Genomic DNA, 19,312 nt, shown 5'->3' on the forward strand with positions numbered 1-19,312 from the left:
CGTTCATATTTTTACCTTTTTGCTATTTTCAGTTTTGCTTCTTATGACAAATCCTGAACTAGGTGAATTAAAAAAAACTTAAGGGATTGCTAAAACTTGTAATCAAAACCAATAGATGGTGAAAAGTCAGTATGCTTTTCAATCATTGGGCTATTTGATTGCTGTTTAGATAAATAGTTAAATTCCATTTCAGCGAAAGCATTCCAATGTTTAGAAATTTGATAATTTGCTGTTAAATTTGCATAAGGATGTATGCTTTGGCTCGGTTGATAAGCTTGAATGCCCGTTCGAGTAGATTCAGCAGAACTGACACCGTAGTAGTATTGGTTATAATTCGCATCATTCCATTGCAGACCCATTTCAGGATAAAAAGACCATGCATCTTTTTTGATTTCTGCCAAATATGAAACGGTTGCGACTGTTCCTTTACTTCGTGCGAGTACATCTGTACCAATCTGAGCTTTTAATGCACCGTATGGGGTTGTGCGCATATAACTAGCCCCTGCCATAACTGACCATTTCCGTTGATCAAGCTGGCTTAACTCACCACTTGGACTGTAATAAGTTCCGTCATAATAAGCATTCAACCGAAGTTGATTTTTTTCATCATTCAACAGGTACACACCTGCTTCATCACCTTCTGCATATATTTTTTTATTATCAAAGAATATCGTCGGCAATATACTCTGTTGATAGCTTTTTCCACCTTTATAGGGTTGAAAATCTACTGAATAATCGGCACCAATCGTTAAAGTTGGATGGATCTCATCATCTGCAAACACTACAGATGAAACACAAAGTGATCCAATCAATAGAGATAAGCTGGCTATTTTCATGAGCGTGTAATCAGGTAGATAGATACTTTTATCAGTAATATTAGAATTTATACTTGGCATTGTTTAGACAACCCACGAAGCGTCTTTTCGTCTGGTTAATATGGCGTTTAATTCTTATACGAAACTTAAAGGAACATATTTAAAACGGAATTGCATAATAATTTGTTATTACAAACTTAAAATTAAATGAAAGTTTATACTCTCTCAAAGCTAAAAGATTAGCTAAAAATACATAATTACTTGTTTATTATTTAATTAAACATCAATACCCAGCTTAAAAATGCTTATAAACACCCACAATATGATGCTTATATTTTATATTTCCAATTGAATTGGCTAAGATTAAATTAAGGATAGCGCATTAAATTATGTCATCAATTGATGAAAAAAATAAAGTTGATGAGGCAAATATGTTTCTAATAAGTCAGCAACACAGCACTACCCCAACCATTCCTTGGCATATTTTATGTGACTTTGATGGGACAATTAGTCTAAATGATACCACCGATCATTTACTGGAAACTTTTGCCCAAAGTGGTTGGTTAGATATAGAAAAGCAATGGGAACAAGGTCAAATTGGCTCTAAAGTTTGTATGCAAAAGCAAATTGCATTATTGGATATGACTGAAAAACAGTTACATGACTGCTTAGATCAAGTAGAAATTGATACTGGTTTTTTAGAGCTCGTGAAAATTACCTCTCAATATCATATTCCTCTAACGATTGTGAGTGATGGACTAGATGTTGTTATTCAGTATGTTCTACGACGTTATAATCTTGCCCATTTACCGATTATTGCCAATCATTTAATCCAAGTTGATGAGCGACACTGGGAACTCGAATTTCCCAATACTAATCCACGTTGTATTAGTCAAAGTGGTACCTGTAAATGCAAAGTTGCTCAACAACATGCTCAGGAACATATTATTCTGATTGGAGATGGTCGTTCAGATTTTTGTATCGCCGAAACAGCGGATTACGTTTTTGCAAAAAAATCATTAATTGAACATTGTCGTCAAAAAAAGGTCTTACACACACCTTTTAAAAGCTTTGCAGATATTCATCAACCCTTGGCTAAACTTTTACATAGTGATTTTGAGCTTGATGACTCAGTAATGGTGATCGCATGATGAAGGACCATTCCTTTTTTCTAAAAGGTAACCGTACAGGCATTCTGCTAATACATGGTTTAACAGGCACCCCCAATGAAATGCGTGGTATAGCTCGTTCCTTCCATCAAGCAGGTTATAGTGTTTATGGTGTACAACTCGCAGGACACTGTAGTGACGTAGAAAGCTTAGTCAATACTCAATGGGAAGATTGGTTTAACAGTGTCTGTGAAGCTGTAACTTTATTAAAACAGCATGTAGATGAACTCTTTGTAGCAGGCTTATCAATGGGGGCTCTCTTGGCCCTCAAATATGCATCAGAATATCCAGTTTCAGGTGTAATAAGCTTTAGTCCAACATTTCAATATGATGGTTGGAGTGTACCCTTATGGTCAAAAGTACTTGCACCCATTGTTTTACCGACCATATCTGCTTTAAATATTTGTCGTGATAAAATCTTTAATGAAGCAGAACCTTATGGCATAAAAAATGAAAACCTGCGTGCCCGTATAGTCAATGCCATGAATAGTGGTAATAGTGCAGAAGCAGGATTACCTGGAAATCCTTGGCATTCCTTATATCAATTACAACGTCTATCTCGAAACGTACGCAAGAATTTATACAAAATTACCAGTCCAACTTTGTCTTTTCATGCCTATGAAGATGATGTCGCACATCGGCGTAATAGTCAGTTGGTTTATGATCATGTTTCAGGTTATAAGCAATTAATTTGGTTGAAAAACAGCTATCACATGATCACTATTGATAATGACCGTAAACAAGTTATTGAAGAATCATTAGAATTTATACAACATTGCCAATTTAAAATGAAACATCCTCAAACGAATATTGAACCTACAGAAAAAGTTGATCATTTAAATCGAGAAGAAAAAATAGGAACACCTGCATGAATTGGACGGTGTTCGTAGTCTGGTTACTGACGATTAGTATCGATACTATTGGACAATTGGCATTTAAAGCAGCTGCATCTGAAAACACAGCATTTAAAGGATGGACGCATTGGAAAAATATGGCAAGCCGTGCTTGGTTATGGATTGGAATTTGTAGTTATATTTTTGAATTTGTTGTTTGGCTGGCTTTTCTTTCTCTTGTACCACTGTCAGATGGTGTAATGCTCGGTAGTATTAATATTGTGGTGATCATGCTTGCAGGTCGTTTATTCTTTAATGAACAACTCACCAGAAATCGATTGATTGGTGTCATTCTCATCACCTTAGGCGTTACTGTTGTAGGAATTGGCACATGAAATATTTCTATATCATCGGGTTTTTACTATTAATGTGCTTTGATACACTCGCACAAATTAGTTTTAAATTTGCATCGATACATGCGATGCCACTCAGTTTTGACTTACCTTGGTTAATCCGTGTTTTTAGCCATCCTTGGATTTATGGCGCATTTATTGGGTATATTGGTGCTTTTTTTATTTGGATGAGTTTACTCAAACATGCCCCTGTAGGCCCTTCTTTTGCAGCCTCACATTTAGAGTTAATCAGTGTTACCTTACTGTCCGTTTGGTTGTTCAATGAACCCTTGACTTTGCTCAAAACAATAGGTGCTGTCTTGATTTTAATAGGCGTTTTATTCTTGGCCAAAGATGAAACAGAACAGAGCCTTCAAGCTATTGATCAGCAAAACACACCATCATGAGCAAAGAAATTCCTCCCACAGATGGTTTATCATTACTTTTCAAAGATTTATTCCCTCAAAAAACGCAAAGTGATTTAGCCCGCATTTTATCTGAATTACTCGGTATTCCTACACCTGCACTAACATGTTCAGGCACTGTCGCTTTTATCATCGCCTTAGAAACATTACATGAGTTAGAGCCACAACGCACACAGGTTATTTTACCTGCTTGGACATGCCCACTGGTTGCTCTTGCTGTAGAAAAAATAGGTTTAACTCCAATTTTATGTGATTTAGCACAAAATAGTCTGGAATTTGATCTAAAGCAACTTTCTCAACTGAGTAATACTTCCACGTTAGCAATCGTTGCAACACATTTTGCAGGTCTCGTTTGTGATTTAATAGCCATTCAAAAAATAGCACATCAACATGGTATTTATTTAATTGAAGATGCTGCACAAGCAATGGGAGCTAAAACTCATACACAAAGTGTAGGTTTAATTGGTGATATCAGCTTTTTCAGTTTGGCTTTTGGTAAAGGTTTAACCAGTGCTGAAGGCGGTGTATTATTTAGCCGTCATTTAGAGTTACATCGCAAGTTACTCAAAAATACCGCTCAATTACCTACTTTACATGGATGGGAAATCAAAAGATGTCTCGAATTGATTGGATATTATTGTCTTTATCGCCCGTCGAGTTTAAGTTTAATTTATGGTCATAACTTGCGTAAAGCATTAAAAAATAATGATGAAATTTCAGCCGTCGGTGATGACTTTGACCAAAATAGCATTCCTATGCATCAGTTGGGCAAGTGGCGAAGTGCTGTCGCAGCTTCAGCAGCACAACGCTTAGCAACACACTGGCAATCTGCACAACAACGTGCAACATATAGAATTCAGCGTTTAAAGCAAATACCACATCTACAGGTCTTTGAAAAACGATTAGATACAACCACTACTTATCCATTTTTATTGATCTTGGTTGACCAAATTGAGCTTTGTAAGGCAATTTTAGATGAGTTATGGACTCGTGGACTAGGCGTGACTAAACTTTTTGTCAGAGCAATAAATCAATATCCAGCTTTAGCACACATTCCTGCCAATACTCCAAATGCAATTGATTTTGCAGCACGTAGTTTTACGATCAGTAATTCTGTATGGCTAGACGATGATCGCTTTGAACAGGTTGTTGAAATTTTACAAAAGCATTGTATAAATAAAAAAGATTAAAAACCTAATGAATACAAAAAATTTATCCTGAACTTCGATACTAAACGCATTTTTAAAAGTCCAGATAAAACAAAACCGCCCTGATTGAGCGGTTTTTTTCTTAAAGGTATAGACTGAATTAACAGACTTTACGATCGAAACGGAACATTTCGTTAATACCTGTATAAAAACTACGACCATCTAAATTCAATTCAATTTCCACACCAGATTGAAGCAAAACTTTCTTGCCAACTTCAACCCAAGTAAACCCATCACGAGTATTTTGCATTTTTTTTGAAGGAACTAACGATACAGTAATTTCACAGCCATTAAACGATCTTGCAACTAAATTTTCAGATATATTCAACATTTACACCAATATAATAAAAATACAATTCCATTTTTGGAATTTAACAATAACTATTTCATCGGACAGAAAATCAATTTTTTAAATATTCTTTTATAAAACGCTTTCATTTTTGGATCAAAAAAATAAAGCTATTCTAAGCAACATAAAAGAAGTTTAATATGCTCATTCAAAAAGCAAACTTATTATTAGCATTCGCTATTCAAACATAATTTATCTAAAAGATTTGGTAGAGGAACCATTCAACATCATTCTGGATGTTTTAAATAAAAATACTTTGAAAATAAAAAATGAAACTAAATAAACTGATTTGTTGTCATTATTTCTCGTTGGTAGCGGGAGCTGGATTTGAACCAACGACCTTCGGGTTATGAGCCCGACGAGCTACCAGACTGCTCCATCCCGCATCAACGAATTGACTTTATACGCCTTATTTTTTAATAAAACAAACTTTATTTCAAGATAAGGCTAATATTCATTCATTATTCGTGTGTTCGTTTCTTATTTAATCGTTTTGTCTCATTTATATCTTTAATGGTTAAAATATTGCTTTCCTTATAAATAGACCTCTTGCATAACTCATTTTTTGTTCAATTCTATGTTGTAAATTCCAGCAATCAAATTGAATCTTAAACCCAGTCTTTTACCTCTATTTCTATAACGCTCCGAAAGTATTCTAAAGGTCTTCAACACACCAAATACATGCTCCACACCTATTCTTCTTTTATTGATTTCTCGATTGTATTTTTTAGCTCGGAGTCTAATGGACGACCTCGTTTTGCTTTAATTGGAGTTAAACTTCTTTCATAAAGATCATAGATCCCTTGATAGCCTTTATCTGCCAATTCAAAGGAATCTTTAGGGATTAAATGCAGGTTTCTTTTGAACAATTCAAAATCATGAACTGCTCCTTTACTCATACATAAACTGAGAATTTGTTGGGTTTTATAATGAATAATCGCCTGTACTTTAGCAGGTGTGCAAGTGTATTCCAGTAATTATGAATTATATGGTGATATGTCAAAACGCTTTTTTTCAATTCTTAATGAGGATTTCAATCCAGATGATTTAGAACCGTAATCGATTGATGAATGCTTTATCCATCTAACATCTTACAAAGATGTATTTAACTTGAAGGAATATTGCACAGCTGTAATCAATAAGATTCAAAAGTGGCTAGGTCTTCCCTGTTGTATTGGCATTGATCATAGTAAAACTCAAGCAAAACTCGCCAATCACTTTGCAAAAAAACATGCTGGCTTTCAATATGTATGCGATCTCACAACCTTAGACCTATCACATTTGAAAACTTATTATTAAAAACCAATGTCAGTGAAATTTGGGGCATTGGTCGTAAAATCAGCAAACAGCTACAATCCTATGGCATTCTGAATTGCTACGACTTAACTTTTGCCAATGAACACTATCTTGTTCGAGAATTTTCAGTTCTTATGGCACGTACCATTCGTGAACTAAAAGGTCAGTCCTGCATTCACTTGGATGATCCTCATATCCCGTCAAAACGTATCCTTTCATCTCGTAGTTTTGCTTCTCCACTAACCCAAAAACAACTCTTAAAACAAGCCATGGTATTTCATCTTAAACGTGCGCATCAGCGCTTAATGAGCCAACAACAACTCAGCTCATGTATTCATATTTCTTTATATGAAAAAGTTCCATATCCCCCTTACAAAAAAAGCATGACGCAAGCTATCGGGCTTGAATATGCGACAGATGACTTACTGCATTTAAGCCAAATAACCATGCAACAAATTGATGTTTTATATCAAGAAAATATTAGTTATGTAAAAATTGCAGTCATGTTCTCGGCACTACACCCTAAGCGACAACATATTGATGACTTATGGCAACCTAAACAGCTCATTCAACAACGTAATAAACTTATGCAGACTTTTCTTCTAGCCCAACAACGTTATGGATATGAATGCATACAGGTGGGTTATCACTCCAACCAAAACCACTGGCAAATGAAACAACAATATCTCTCGCCACGCTATACCACTCGCTGGAATGAAATGCTATGTATTGATGATTCACACCTCGCTGTTACACAAAACAAATGAACAGTTTTGGTCAATTCGGTTTACAATCCAAAGAAAGAAAAATACAACAAAAAATGTCATATTTTAACATTGCTAATTCATCACAAAATTAACAATATAGAGCACTGAAAAGGCACAGCATTTCTACGACAATTAAAAGAATTTATAAAATACTTGTAGAAAAACATGCCATAATACGCAAACTTTGCAGACATCTTGCATTTTTTTTTGCAACTTTTAAATTGGAGCAGGCTCAATGAGTTCGACCATTTTGGTCATTCACGGACCAAACTTAAACTTACTAGGAAAGCGTGAGCCAGAGGTCTATGGACATCTCACCCTAGAAGATATTAATCAGCAGCTCGTCGCTCAGGCTCAAAAAGCACAGATTTCTTTAGATACATTCCAAAGCAACTGGGAAGGTGCTGTAGTTGATCGTATTCATCAAGCACAACAGGATGGCGTGCAATTCATTCTCATAAATCCTGCCGCATTAACACATACCTCTGTCGCAGTACGCGATGCCCTACTTGGTGTCGCTATTCCATTTATTGAAGTACATCTTTCGAATGTACATGCACGTGAAAGTTTTAGACATCACTCCTATTTATCAGATAAAGCCGTCGGCGTAATTTGCGGCTTAGGTGCAAAAGGCTATTCTTTTGCACTCGATTACGCGATTGAAAAAATTAAATCTTCAACTTAATTATATTTTAGGACTACGAACCCATGGATATTCGCAAAATCAAAAAGCTCATCGATTTGATGATTGAATCTGATCTTCAGGCTATTGAAGTGAAAGAAGGAGATCAATCGATTGCTTTAACACGTCGTAATCCTATGGTTGCTGCTGGTATTGCCACAATGCCTGCACCTACTGCTGATACTCCTGTGATTAAAGCGGCCTCTCGTGGCGCAGTAGAAACTTCACCAATGGTCGGTGTGTTCTATTCTGCGCCAAGTCCAGGTGAAGCACCTTTTGTGAATGTGGGTCAAACGATTTCTGCGGGTGAAACTTTAGGCATCATTGAAGCCATGAAAATTATGAACCCAATTGAGGCAACTCAAAGTGGTGTAGTTGAAGAAATTTTAGTGAAAAATGGTGATGTAATCCAATTCGGTCAACCTTTATTCCGCTACCGCGCGTAATATTTAGGGGGTTGATATGTTGCAAAAAGTACTCATTGCAAACCGAGGTGAAATTGCGTTACGCATCACTCGTGCTTGCAAAACATTAGGAATTAAAACTGTTGGTATCTATTCAGATGCTGACAAAGATTTGATGCATCTTCGTTTTGTTGATGAAGCTGTATGTATTGGACCAGGTGCAAGTAGTGAAAGTTACTTAAATATTCCTGCGATTATTACTGCTGCAGAAATTACAGGTGCGGATGCAATTCACCCAGGTTATGGTTTCTTATCTGAAAATGCTGAATTTGCTGAGATTGTTGAAAGCTCAGGTTTTATTTTTATTGGACCTCGTCCTGAACACATTCGCCAAATGGGCAATAAAGTTTCTGCCATTTTAGCGATGCGTAAAGCGGGTGTTCCGACTGTACCCGGTTCTGCCCATGCCGTTACCCCAAGTAATGCTTTAGCTGAAGCCAAAGAAATTGGTTTCCCACTGATTGTGAAAGCAGCATCAGGCGGTGGTGGTCGTGGTATGCGTATTGTTGAACGGGTTGATACATTACTTGAATCTGTACAAGCGGCTCAACGTGATGCAGAAATGTGGTTTGGTGATGACACCGTCTATATGGAACGTTTTTTACAAAAACCACGCCATGTTGAAGTTCAAATTCTAGCCGATGGGAATGGCCATGCCATTCACTTATATGACCGAGACTGCTCATTACAGCGCCGCCATCAAAAAGTACTAGAAGAAGCACCTGCACCGGGTTTACCTGAAGAAGCACGTGCGCATATTTTAGAAGCTTGCGTTAATGCATGTAAGTTAATGCAATACCGTGGTGCAGGTACATTTGAGTTTTTATTTGAAGATGGCGAATTCTTCTTTATCGAAATGAATACCCGTGTTCAAGTTGAACATCCTGTCACTGAACAAGTCACAGGTGTGGATATTATTGAACAACAATTACGTATTGCAGCAGGTCTTGGGCTAAATCTTAAACAAGAAGACATTGAAGTTAAAGGTCATGCAATTGAATGTCGTATCAATGCGGAAGATCCTTCAACCTTTTTACCATCACCAGGTAAAATTGAAAGCTTCTATGCACCAGGCGGTGCAGGTATCCGTTTAGATTCGCATATTTACCAAGGTTATAATATTCCACCTTATTATGATTCTATGATTGCTAAACTGATTGCACATGGTAAAGATCGTGAAACATCAATTGCTCGTATGAAACAAGCTTTAGATGAAATCATTCTTACAGGAATTAAAACCAATATTCCTTTGCATAAAGATTTAATTCTAGAAGATAAGAATTTCTGCAAACATGCAATGGATATTCACTATCTTGAAAAACACATGCTTAAGCAAGTTCAAGGTCATGAAAAAGATGCTTAACTAAAAAAGCAGATATAAAAAACCTCTTCGATGTAAGAGGTTTTTTATATCTGAGTATTGCGTTATTTAAGGCAAAATTCGATGCAAAGTTGCAAAACATTGATCCTCTTTTTCAGATGCACAAAATTTAATAGTATTGGTATTTTTCCAACGCACAAAATATTGTGACATTTCCCCAGACTGATCGGTTTGATTGCCTGAACAGTCCTTTTCATTATTTTCATATTTAATTTGCATGACCAATGCAGGTGGCTTTTCATTGGTATTATCTGGTGAAGGTTGATAATCATATAAACCTGTTGACCATTCTTTCGCACTATTCACCACAACTTCATTCGCACCACGAAAGTTGTAATATTCAGTGCATTTTTTATTATTTGGAATTTCCATACCCCATAAGCCTAAAATTTCAGGTCGGGTATCTATACGGATGGTATTCGTTATTTGAGTACTATTATTCGCCGTAGCTTGAACCGTATTTTGTTCATCAGCAAATACCGCATGTGAAACACACATCAATAAAGGAACAAGTAAAGCTATTCTTTTCATACGGAATCAGTACCATAGTTTTTCAGAAGTCTAAATTAGCATATTTTCAAAATAAAACATGGAAAAATAACCATATATGAACAATCTTCTGTTTTTATTAAATCCCAAGTAAATTTATAAGGAGATAATAAAATAAATTGAAAGCGTATTGATTTTTCCTCATAAAAATATATGCTTAACACATAGATTCATAATAATGTGAGTATTTATCAATCAACAACTCACTCAAACTTGCAATGAAAAGAAGTAGGAAAGTAAATTGTCAATATTTACTCAATATTCTGAACAAACATTAAAACAAAACACTCAAGCTTTTTTAATTGTCGGTGTGATTATTTTTGTTTGCGCACTCATCGGTATTCTAGGTCGACCCTTATTCTTCCTCGCTATTCTGTGGCCTGCAAATGCAGTGATGCTTGGGCTTTTTTTACGATTTGAGCATCTTAGAAATTTTGGTGGATGGTTCGGCGCATTTACTGGATTTATGCTTGCAGATCTAGTGAATGGAAATTATTTTCTATTGACACTTTTTCTCACCATTGCCAACCTGCTTCACCCTTTGGTGACGCTCGCACTGATTCGCTTATTTAAATTAGATTTCAAACAATATAATAAGGGTCTCACTTTTCTATTTTTATTTATTATCAGTGCATTTGGTGGCTGTTTAGCCAGCCCAGTTTTTGCTGTACTCACTATTCCCTATGTACCTAATACTTTTATGTCTGTCGATCGAATTTGGACAGATTTTGGTATGTGGTGGACGGGTGAAATACTCAATGTGATTGTCTTCCTACCTATTGTTCTGGCTATTCCAGAAAAGAGTGTCTTTAAAAAGTATTTTGAAGAGCTTAAATTACAACCTTTTCAATATCAAAATGCCTTTCCACTTTTTGCTGTGATCGGTTCTGTTGTACTGACTCATTTTTTTATGGGTCCTGGTGCAATTATGTTCCCAATCGCCGCGCTCATTTGGGCGTCATTAACCTATAACTTATTCTTTGTCGCCATTATCAATAGTATTGTTTGTATGACCTTATACAATAGCTTAACCGCATACTATATTACTGAATCGCCAGATGCTTATTTAGTGACGACGATCTCTGTACGAATTGGCTTATTAATGTTGGCTTTAGGTCCTTTAACCCTAGCGATTATTAGTTTAAATCGACAAAAGCTCTATCATCAGATTTTATACTTAGCCAATCACGATGGCTTAACCACGACATTAAATCGACGTTTTTTCTATGAAGAAAGCGAACGCGCTGTCACAACAATTCCAAGCAAACAGCAAGCGCAGAGTGTTACGATATTATTGCTTGATTTAGATCATTTTAAAAAAATTAATGATAAATATGGTCATGCGGTTGGCGATTTAGTCTTACAAGAGTTTACCAATCAAGTCAAAACTCAAATCCGTTCTAATGATTTATTTGGGCGCTTGGGTGGAGAAGAGTTTGCCATTTTATTAAAAGATTTAACACTCAAACAAAGTATAGAAATCGCGCAACGTATTTGTAATATTGTCTATAAAACCCCTGTTTATCTAGAAGATGGCAGTTCATTAAATGTCAGTGTGAGTATTGGACTCAGCTATCAAACCCTACCGTACTGTATTCCATTTCAACAACTGATTAATCGTGCTGATAATGCGCTTTATAAAGCAAAAGAAAAGGGGCGAAATCAGCTTTGCTTGGAAAGCAACTTACAAACTCGCTAAACAATATAAAATGCAAGGATTGCAATGAATTTTTCAGAGTATATTCAATATGATGGTCTAGAATTAGCTAAATTAGTACAGACCAAACAAGTTCAGGCTCATGAATTATTGACTTGTGCTTTACAGCGTACAGAACAGGTTAATCCAAAATTAAATGCAATTGTCATTACAATGTATGAACAAGCTCAACGCCGTTCACAACAAACTCTGAATAATGGTGCTTTTTCTGGCATTCCCTTTTTACTCAAAGATTTACATCAAGAATATGTAGGTGTTGCTACTTCTTTTGGTTCTAATGCACTCAAACGCTTAAATTATATTGCAACGCAAAATTCAGAGATTGTGAATCGTTGGGAAAATGCAGGTGTTGTCATCTTTGGGCTCACCAATTCACCAGAGTTTGGGATCAAAGGCATTACGGAACCAGAAGCTTGGGGCAGTTGTCATAATCCTTGGAATTTAAAACATAATAGTGGCGGTTCTTCTGGAGGCTCTGCTTCTGCCGTTGCAGCTGGAATCGTTCCTATTGCTGGTGCAAGTGATGGTGGTGGCTCTATTCGTATTCCTGCATCTTATTGTGGTTTATTTGGTTTAAAACCGAGTCGTGGGCGCACACCTTGGGGACCACAATTTAGTGAAGCAATGCATGGTGCAGCGATGCAACATGTTTTGACCAAATCTGTCCGTGATAGTGCAGCGATGCTCGATGCAACCCAAGGATCTGAACACTCCTCTTTATTCAATATTCAAACTCCAAATAAAACCTATTTGGAGATACTTCAACAGCCACTAAAACCTTTACGTATCGCTTTTTCAACTGAATCTCCCATTGGCACCAAAGTTTCTCAAGATGCGATTCAAGCCATTCAAAAAACTGCAAAGCTTTTAGAATCTTTAGGTCATCACGTTATAGAAGCAAAACCTCAAATTGATGGGATGATGCTTGCCAAAGACTTTATTACCACATGGTTTAGCCAATGTGCTTATAACGTACAACAGCTTAAAAAATTACACGGCGCAAAAGACAGTGATTTTGAATTAGATACTTTAGCGATTGCCGCTTTTGGTGCAAAAGCCACTGCCCTCGACTATATTCATAACTTGAATAACTGGGGAAACTATGTGACTCAAATGAATCAATTCTTTGATAATTACGACTTATATCTCATTCCATCAACAGCTTCCATTGCCCCTAAAAATGGTGAGGTCAAAACCCCTACATGGCAAATTCCAATTTTAAAAGGCTTACTGAAAGTTGATAAAGCACATCTATTGGCAAAAGGTAAATTCGTCGAGCAACTAATTAAAAATAATTTGCAATGGGTTCCTTTTACCCAGCTTGCCAATATTACTGGCTTACCTGCAATGTCTGTTCCTTTATATTGGAACAAAGATAATCTTCCGCTAGGTTCACAATTTATTGCACCATTTGGACGAGAAGATTTACTTTTACAACTGGCAGCACAATTAGAGCAAGCCCAACCTTGGCAAGCTCAATATCAAAGCATTGTTGTGTAACTTTTAAATTCCGATACATTTAAGAGTTATAAATAGAAGAAGATTTTAATCATTTAAAACTTCTTCTATTGAGTGTTCTTACGATACTTTTTGTACCTTATTCGGCAACCAATATACAAATAACAATCCAAATAAAGTCGATAGCCCTGCAAGAATGAAGACCATTTGCCCTGAAATGACTTCCCAATAATGACCAGCCAAAATACTACCCGAAGCTACCCCTAATCCCCACATCGTGCTATATAAAGCCTGCCCACGACCTTGCTGACCTACAGAAAAGTTTTGAAAAATAATGCGCATTGCAATCATGTGAAATAATCCAAAGCTAAAAGCATGAATCGTCTGTGCCGTGAATTGCATAATGAAAGACTGTGGAAATATTCCAACCAGAACAAAACGTAATCCTGTCATCAATAAACATGTGATTACTAAATTCCGCCATGAAAATCGATTCAGAAAAAATGTTGCATAAGCAAACATAATAATTTCAGCAATCACCCCCACTGACCATAAAAAACCAATCTCAATCGTACTAAAATGAGCTTGTTTTAAATAATTGCTATAAAAGCTATAAAAAGGAGCTTGAGCAAAAAGTAAGGTAAATTCAATAATAAAGAATGCAGCAACAATGGGACGTTTAAGAATAGGCAAAAGGGGTTCTAATATTTTTTGTGAGCTTGGTGCAGAATCAGGTTCTTTGACTGTAAATGACCAAAGGAAAGCTGTAAAAGCGATGCATAACAGCATAATTGGCAACATCGAAATAGGAATAATTTCAAGTAAAGCCCCTATACTAAATACCCCTACAATAAAACCAATTGAACCCCACTTCCTTACTTTTCCATATAACTCCGCCCTTTGATCACCTAGCCAAAATAAAGTGACTCCCTCAAACTGCGCCAAAATTGCATTTTGAAAAAAACTGAAAATCAGCATGAGTAAGGCAATAGGTTGAAAGTTATTTGGAATCACAAAAATCAAAAACCAAATCGTTGCTTCCATCCATGTTGCAATACGAACCAGTAACATGCGTTTACCTGATTTATCTGCCACCCATCCCCAAATAAAAGGTGCAAAAAAGCGTGTGATAATCGCAATAGAAGATAAAATACCAATTTCTTGATAATTAAAGCCTTGATCTTGAAGGTATAAGCTCCAATAAGGCATGAATGTCCCAACAATTGAATAGTAGAAAAAATAGAAACCTGCAAGGCGATGATGGATAGGTAGGGAGAGCATAAGGTAGTAATCAGTTGTATTTTCAAATAGTTAGTGAAATAAAGAGTTGTATAGGTTTGTACTCAAAAGTACTCATTTGTAGTTCAACTGTATACAAATGAGTATACAAATCTTTTTAAACTAAATTATTACAAAATTTGTATACTGCAATCTATCTATCCAATTATAAAGAAAAAACCGCCCTAAGACGGTCTAATTTTTTACTTCAATAATAAGTATCTTTGGTGAGGCAGCATATTCAGCTCAAACATATGTTCATAGTCATAATTTGGTAATTCAATATCATACTTTTTACATAAATCCTTTATAGCAGAAGTTATATAGAACATATTGTCATGCAACATTGACTCTAGTAATGGGTTTAGTTTACCCAATGTTGGACTGTGTGTTCTCCACCATGCTTGAAATAGTTTAGCGTGAATACAAAGTATTTCTATAGATTGATTTTCATCTATATGAACATCCCCTTTTGCCTTGATACTTAAAGTTTCTAGATAATCTACAGCATCTTGGAAATGGATAGCCAAAAGCTCATTGTAGCGTGGTATGCGGAAGTGCTTGTTGTGTCTACCCCAAAGTTCAGTACGTTTCTTTACACTACCCTCGCAACGTCGATCGACAATTTCTTTCAGACAGGCTTGTTGTTCTGCGTTAATTTTTACTCGGGTGTCTATTTGCCGTTGCAGTACTTCCTTGTCCAGTACATCGAGTACCCATTTGCGGAATTCTTTGGCAATTGGTGTTCGGGCAAACATAGCAATTAGGTGACAGCCACGTAATGAAAAAACCCGTACCGTCAAATTGACGGTCTGAGGATTTTCAATAACTCGTGTCATATTAAAGGTAAATTCATCTGATCTTCGATTAAAGATTTGAGTGACTTTATCAGAACGCGTATATCCAAGCATTTCAGCCAATTCTGATGAAGTAATCCAAATTAGATTATCATTTTGATTACTGGATTAAAATTCATGTCATTAAATGATAGACTGTTCATGTCTAATCTCCTTGCAGGGATAGATAGAAGCCTCGATAGCCGTCCAAAGTTCTCGAGGCTTTTTTTTGCACCTAAATATAGGTGCATTGACATTAATCTACATGCACCTATAATTAGTGTCAATAGCAATGGAGATCATAGATGCAAAAACAGACTAACTTTATTAAAACACAAGTCCGCTTACCTCCTGAAATTCATCAAGATGTTACGAACTTTGCTGAAGAAAATGAACTTTCAATGAATAGTGCTTTTATTGAATTACTAAAAACAGCTTTAGTTAAAAAGGAATCTCGCTCTTCAAACTTTTCAGAAGTAAAAGTTATTAATCTTAAAAACGGTATCAAACGATTAGTTTTCGGGAAATTAGTAAATGTACTAGATCTTGATTACTCTCAAGACTTAAGTACTTTAAAAAAAGATATTCAGTTATCTTTAAATGCCTTAGCGGAATCTTCATTTAGACACAGATTGTCATTTTGGACAAAAGAAGTGTATGTTCATCAAGGCGGACATCATATTGATGTTGTCGATAATGGTAAAGGAAGCCTTGGTTGGTTGGTTGTTGAAGATCATATTACTGATGAATTTACGGAAAATTTTCATAAAAAAAACAACGAAAAGTAAGTCACCACTTACTTTTTATTGATACTACCTAAGGCTCTATTCCTAATAGTGGAAGTTTTAGAGATTAAAATGCTTATATAATAAGCCTTATTACTTTTTCAACGATTATTTATAGGTTAGAAATGAATCCAATTGAAACTATTTTAGATCTAATGTCTGATTATATTAAAGAAGAATCTTGGGCTGGTGCTTGTTTTGCTACGTCGGCTATAAATTATATTTTATTAAATGAACTTAATACCCATTCAAAGCCTATGCTAGGAGTTGTAAACATAGATGGGCATATTTTTGATCATGCTTGGTTAGAAATTAATGATCAAGTATATGATGTAGCTATAGTTTTAGGCATTACAACAAAATTCTTTCATTGTCTTCCTAAAGAAGGCATTCGCGGTCAAGAATATGAGTTTGCAAATTTTCGAACAGGTCAATCATTAGATGTAAAAACAACTCATGGTCTCACAAACTTTAAGAAGTTTATGAAAAATTCTCCTTATTTTAATAAGAAAATTGATTATTGGGATGTTGTTATTTTGCTCGGTAAAAGAATAGGCCTTACGCTATACAAGCAGAAACTCATTCAAAAGTATGGAAATACAAAATGGACTATAGTGTAAAAAGCACCTTACGGTGCTTTTTTAAATTGAATTCCATGGATAAAAGCTGAGAAATCAAAACCATGAAACCAACCTAATGTGCTGAAAAATAATGCTACCCATGTAAGCATTAAGACAAATCCAGTATAGATAGGTACGCGACTAACAGAATATTTTGTTGTAATAATTTTATTATAATTTTTTTCTAAAAATTTACTTTCTGGTTTGTTAATTTTTTTAATCACCTTTTCCTTAAACTTTTTCATTTCCTCTTTTTCTTCATCTGTCTCCGCACTTAAACTGAATAGAGGAATAAAGTTATCTTTCCCAATTGTATCCTTTAACTTATTTTCGATTTCACTAGTTTTAAGTTCCCACCATTCCTGCCAATATTTAGCACCTGCAGCAACTTTAATTTGATGACCAGAAATAATAATTCCAGAAAAACAAATAATAAATTCAACAATAGGCTTTGGAGCTTGATTACTAAAAACTGCTGCTAATAACACACCTTGAAATAACATAAAAAAATTATTTCTATTTATAAGTTGTGAAATCTCAAAATTTCTTGTTTCAATAGCTAATTTATACACAGCTTTAAGCTCTGAAATTTTGGCTTTATTTGAATCTATTCCATCATCATTAGACATATAAATCACTGCGTTGATAAAAGCTTGCAGGTGCTTGCAGGCTTTTAATTTTGATAATACATACTTTTATTAAATAAGTTTTTTATATAACTTTTATTCTTCTAAAACATATGCTTGACACATTTAGATACTTATTTGGTTGATGAAAAGAGTATCTTGAAGTACTTTTTTAATTCAGGCTAAGAATTGTTAACACTCCAAGTATCTGTTGTTTGCACACAATGCTGACAACGCATATCTTGCTGAATGTAAGCCCCTAATAAACTTTCTTCATCAATAAATCCATCACCAATACATGAAGATGAACCATCTTCATGCTCTCTGATCATTCCATCACAAAGGACTTTATAAATTAAAGGTTTAATTGAATTCTCATAATGAAATTGCTGATGACTACTCATTTTCGAGAAGTTATTTGGATCACCTAATAAAAAATGGGCTACACCGATACTTGCATCTGGCTTAATATTATTCTCTTCTGCAAGTGCAATAATTGACTCTTCTTCATTTTCAACAATATGTTGCAAAACACTGATTTGATCTGTATTTAACATTACTAGCTCCTAATCTTTATTCTTCTGAAATATGCGTATCACATAAAGCACACTCTTCTCCATAAGAAGAATCATAGCTTCCATTGACAGCTACAATAGGAGAATCTTCAGAATTGGCATGGTTATTAATACATTCATTACAAACATTTGCTTGCGGATATTGATCGCTAGCACGATCAGCCGACATATCACCCCATAATGTACATAACTGCATAGTATTTCCCTCTTTATTTTTTGAATATATAGGGTACTAATATTTCAACATTAAGTAAAATTATTTTTTTGAAATATATAAAAAAAAGCGCAATTAAGCGCTTTTTTCTACAACCCTTAAAACTCTTGGCTTTCTTGGAACTTCTATTCCAACCAAGTTCTCGAGAAAACCAACATTCACATCCAAAGCTTTAGCTATATCCTCTGCAAAGATTTTCTTTTTCGCAAGCATAGCAAAGCAGGCTTGAAGGAGCTCAGGTTTCTCCTTAGGGATTAAATGATCTTCTTTTTCAGTAATAGATTCACTGTTTTTTCTCAAAGCAATTACACCACTGGTGTATTGTTCTTGAGTCAATAAACCTAAAGACTTTGCTCTATAAAAAATCGTAGACTTACTTACCTTCCAAGTCTGCTTAAATTCACTCAATTTAGACCAGTTATAACGACCGCCTCTAAACCATGTAGGGAAATGAGTTCGCATCATTGTTTGAGGAATCAAAAGCGCAGATGCAAACTGATTTGCCTCAGATTCAGTAATACGGTCACTAGTAACCATACCATCATGAAGTACTAAATGGCCAAGCTCATGAGCAAGATCAAAACGCTGGCGGCATTCACTTTCTTTTGCTTCATTACGAACAAAAATTGGGCGTGCTCGACTTTACAGGCTCACTTCGAGCAGTTTCCTTCTTTACCTGATTAGGGCTAAAGCTGCTATATGAAAGACCAGTACCAGGCATTCCAACTGTTGTTCTTGTACCCTTTTTTCCAAGGTTTACACGCGCGCCCTTTCCGCCTAGTGAAACACTTGAAACACCCTTTTTCGTAATATTTAAACGTACACCCAGTGCTATCTTTAGACTTTTTCTAAAATTAAAACCCACATAAATCT

Annotated in this window: 22 protein-coding genes, 1 tRNA gene and 3 pseudogenes; 13 read left to right on the forward strand and 13 right to left on the reverse strand. The window is 35.5% G+C overall.

The features are described from left to right. Nucleotides 1–89 precede the first annotated feature (89 nt). The gene (locus tag B9T35_RS11910; protein ID WP_228147130.1) at nt 90–896 is read right to left on the reverse strand and encodes a MipA/OmpV family protein; all 807 of its coding nucleotides are present in this window, start codon (nt 894–896) and stop codon (nt 90–92) included. A 350-nt stretch (nt 897–1,246) separates the two neighbouring features. Here B9T35_RS11910 and B9T35_RS11915 point away from each other — a divergent pair, with 350 nt between their 5' ends. The 5 genes from B9T35_RS11915 to B9T35_RS11935 are packed head-to-tail and all read left to right on the forward strand — an operon-like array spanning nt 1,247 to nt 4,824. Beyond that, nucleotides 1,247–1,966 carry an MtnX-like HAD-IB family phosphatase gene (locus B9T35_RS11915; RefSeq protein ID WP_086191445.1) on the forward strand — a complete coding sequence of 240 codons (720 nt, stop codon included), beginning with the start codon at nt 1,247–1,249 and terminating at the stop codon, nt 1,964–1,966. Continuing rightward, nucleotides 1,963–2,856 carry an alpha/beta hydrolase gene (locus B9T35_RS11920; RefSeq protein ID WP_086191331.1) on the forward strand — a complete coding sequence of 298 codons (894 nt, stop codon included), beginning with the start codon at nt 1,963–1,965 and terminating at the stop codon, nt 2,854–2,856. Before B9T35_RS11915 ends, B9T35_RS11920 begins: the two co-directional genes overlap by 4 nt. Next, on the forward strand, nt 2,853–3,212 hold the full coding sequence (locus tag B9T35_RS11925) for an EamA family transporter (protein ID WP_086191332.1): 360 nt from the start codon (nt 2,853–2,855) through the stop codon (nt 3,210–3,212). The genes B9T35_RS11920 and B9T35_RS11925 overlap by 4 nt, the downstream gene beginning before the upstream one ends. Then, nucleotides 3,209–3,616 carry a DMT family transporter gene (locus B9T35_RS11930; RefSeq protein ID WP_086191333.1) on the forward strand — a complete coding sequence of 136 codons (408 nt, stop codon included), beginning with the start codon at nt 3,209–3,211 and terminating at the stop codon, nt 3,614–3,616. Before B9T35_RS11925 ends, B9T35_RS11930 begins: the two co-directional genes overlap by 4 nt. Next, a complete protein-coding gene (locus tag B9T35_RS11935; protein WP_086191334.1) occupies nt 3,613–4,824 on the forward strand; it encodes a DegT/DnrJ/EryC1/StrS family aminotransferase in 1,212 nt (403 codons plus the stop codon). The genes B9T35_RS11930 and B9T35_RS11935 overlap by 4 nt, the downstream gene beginning before the upstream one ends. A 118-nt stretch (nt 4,825–4,942) precedes the next feature. On the opposite strand, the gene B9T35_RS11940 is transcribed toward B9T35_RS11935, so the two are convergent. The 4 genes from B9T35_RS11940 to B9T35_RS18685 all read right to left on the reverse strand — a co-directional run bounded on the left by B9T35_RS11940 (nt 4,943) and on the right by B9T35_RS18685 (nt 6,090). After that, nucleotides 4,943–5,173 (reverse strand): hypothetical protein, encoded by a 231-nt coding sequence (locus B9T35_RS11940; protein ID WP_086191335.1) that lies wholly within the window; start codon nt 5,171–5,173, stop codon nt 4,943–4,945. A 327-nt stretch (nt 5,174–5,500) separates the two neighbouring features. Next, nucleotides 5,501–5,577, reverse strand: a tRNA-Met gene (locus B9T35_RS11945). A 172-nt stretch (nt 5,578–5,749) separates the two neighbouring features. Next, on the reverse strand, nt 5,750–5,935 hold the full coding sequence (locus B9T35_RS18850; protein WP_139842029.1) for a transposase: 186 nt from the start codon (nt 5,933–5,935) through the stop codon (nt 5,750–5,752). Next, nucleotides 5,884–6,090, reverse strand: a complete 207-nt coding sequence (locus B9T35_RS18685) for a hypothetical protein (protein ID WP_086191336.1) — start codon at nt 6,088–6,090, stop codon at nt 5,884–5,886. The genes B9T35_RS18850 and B9T35_RS18685 overlap by 52 nt, the downstream gene beginning before the upstream one ends. A gap of 52 nt (nt 6,091–6,142) precedes the next feature. On the opposite strand from B9T35_RS18685, the pseudogene B9T35_RS11955 reads away from it, so the two are divergent. The 4 genes and pseudogenes from B9T35_RS11955 to accC form a co-directional block, all read left to right on the forward strand. Continuing rightward, nucleotides 6,143–7,254 (forward strand): annotated as a pseudogene (locus B9T35_RS11955) (DUF4113 domain-containing protein); the annotation flags it as partial. A gap of 235 nt (nt 7,255–7,489) precedes the next feature. Continuing rightward, nucleotides 7,490–7,939: a type II 3-dehydroquinate dehydratase gene (aroQ, locus tag B9T35_RS11960; protein ID WP_086191337.1), complete on the forward strand. Its 450-nt coding sequence runs from the start codon at nt 7,490–7,492 to the stop codon at nt 7,937–7,939. A gap of 23 nt (nt 7,940–7,962) precedes the next feature. Continuing rightward, entirely contained in the window at nt 7,963–8,382 is a 420-nt protein-coding gene (locus tag B9T35_RS11965) for an acetyl-CoA carboxylase biotin carboxyl carrier protein (protein WP_086191338.1), read from the forward strand. Nucleotides 8,383–8,398: 16 nt separating this feature from the next. Beyond that, nucleotides 8,399–9,763, forward strand: a complete 1,365-nt coding sequence (gene accC / locus B9T35_RS11970) for an acetyl-CoA carboxylase biotin carboxylase subunit (RefSeq protein WP_086191339.1) — start codon at nt 8,399–8,401, stop codon at nt 9,761–9,763. Nucleotides 9,764–9,829: 66 nt separating this feature from the next. Here the strand turns inward: accC and B9T35_RS11975 are convergent, their stop codons facing one another. Continuing rightward, entirely contained in the window at nt 9,830–10,312 is a 483-nt protein-coding gene (locus B9T35_RS11975; RefSeq protein WP_086191340.1) for a hypothetical protein, read from the reverse strand. Between the two features lie 259 nt (nt 10,313–10,571). Between B9T35_RS11975 and B9T35_RS11980 the strand changes: the two genes are divergently transcribed. Beyond that, on the forward strand, nt 10,572–12,029 hold the full coding sequence (locus tag B9T35_RS11980) for a GGDEF domain-containing protein (protein ID WP_086191341.1): 1,458 nt from the start codon (nt 10,572–10,574) through the stop codon (nt 12,027–12,029). Nucleotides 12,030–12,053: 24 nt separating this feature from the next. Continuing rightward, on the forward strand, nt 12,054–13,547 hold the full coding sequence (locus B9T35_RS11985) for an amidase (RefSeq protein ID WP_086191342.1): 1,494 nt from the start codon (nt 12,054–12,056) through the stop codon (nt 13,545–13,547). A 78-nt stretch (nt 13,548–13,625) separates the two neighbouring features. On the opposite strand, the gene B9T35_RS11990 is transcribed toward B9T35_RS11985, so the two are convergent. Together B9T35_RS11990 and B9T35_RS18855 are read right to left on the reverse strand one after the other, a co-directional pair. Continuing rightward, entirely contained in the window at nt 13,626–14,786 is a 1,161-nt protein-coding gene (locus B9T35_RS11990) for an MFS transporter (protein WP_086191343.1), read from the reverse strand. Nucleotides 14,787–15,472: 686 nt separating this feature from the next. Further along, nucleotides 15,473–15,783, reverse strand: a pseudogene (locus B9T35_RS18855) (Bro-N domain-containing protein); the annotation flags it as partial. 141 nt (nt 15,784–15,924) lie between these two features. Here B9T35_RS18855 and B9T35_RS12000 point away from each other — a divergent pair. Both B9T35_RS12000 and B9T35_RS12005 read left to right on the forward strand, forming a co-directional pair. After that, complete coding sequence (locus tag B9T35_RS12000; protein WP_086191344.1) at nt 15,925–16,407, forward strand: Arc family DNA-binding protein; 483 nt, start codon at nt 15,925–15,927, stop codon at nt 16,405–16,407. 122 nt (nt 16,408–16,529) lie between these two features. Then, nucleotides 16,530–17,024 carry a hypothetical protein gene (locus tag B9T35_RS12005; protein WP_086191345.1) on the forward strand — a complete coding sequence of 165 codons (495 nt, stop codon included), beginning with the start codon at nt 16,530–16,532 and terminating at the stop codon, nt 17,022–17,024. 8 nt (nt 17,025–17,032) lie between these two features. On the opposite strand, the gene B9T35_RS12010 is transcribed toward B9T35_RS12005, so the two are convergent. The 5 genes and pseudogenes from B9T35_RS12010 to B9T35_RS12030 form a co-directional block, all read right to left on the reverse strand. Beyond that, entirely contained in the window at nt 17,033–17,653 is a 621-nt protein-coding gene (locus B9T35_RS12010; RefSeq protein ID WP_086191346.1) for a hypothetical protein, read from the reverse strand. 179 nt (nt 17,654–17,832) lie between these two features. Further along, on the reverse strand, nt 17,833–18,207 hold the full coding sequence (locus B9T35_RS12015; RefSeq protein ID WP_086191347.1) for a hypothetical protein: 375 nt from the start codon (nt 18,205–18,207) through the stop codon (nt 17,833–17,835). Nucleotides 18,208–18,223: 16 nt separating this feature from the next. Then, nucleotides 18,224–18,421: a hypothetical protein gene (locus B9T35_RS12020; RefSeq protein ID WP_086191348.1), complete on the reverse strand. Its 198-nt coding sequence runs from the start codon at nt 18,419–18,421 to the stop codon at nt 18,224–18,226. A gap of 93 nt (nt 18,422–18,514) precedes the next feature. Then, nucleotides 18,515–19,075 (reverse strand): annotated as a pseudogene (locus B9T35_RS12025) (ImmA/IrrE family metallo-endopeptidase); the annotation flags it as partial. Then, the gene (locus B9T35_RS12030) at nt 19,053–19,304 is read right to left on the reverse strand and encodes a DUF4236 domain-containing protein (RefSeq protein ID WP_086191349.1); all 252 of its coding nucleotides are present in this window, start codon (nt 19,302–19,304) and stop codon (nt 19,053–19,055) included. The gene B9T35_RS12030 and the pseudogene B9T35_RS12025, both read right to left, overlap by 23 nt. Between the last annotated feature and the right edge of the window lie 8 nt (nt 19,305–19,312).

Source organism: Acinetobacter sp. ANC 3832, from assembly GCF_002135415.1.
GTDB lineage: Bacteria > Pseudomonadota > Gammaproteobacteria > Pseudomonadales > Moraxellaceae > Acinetobacter.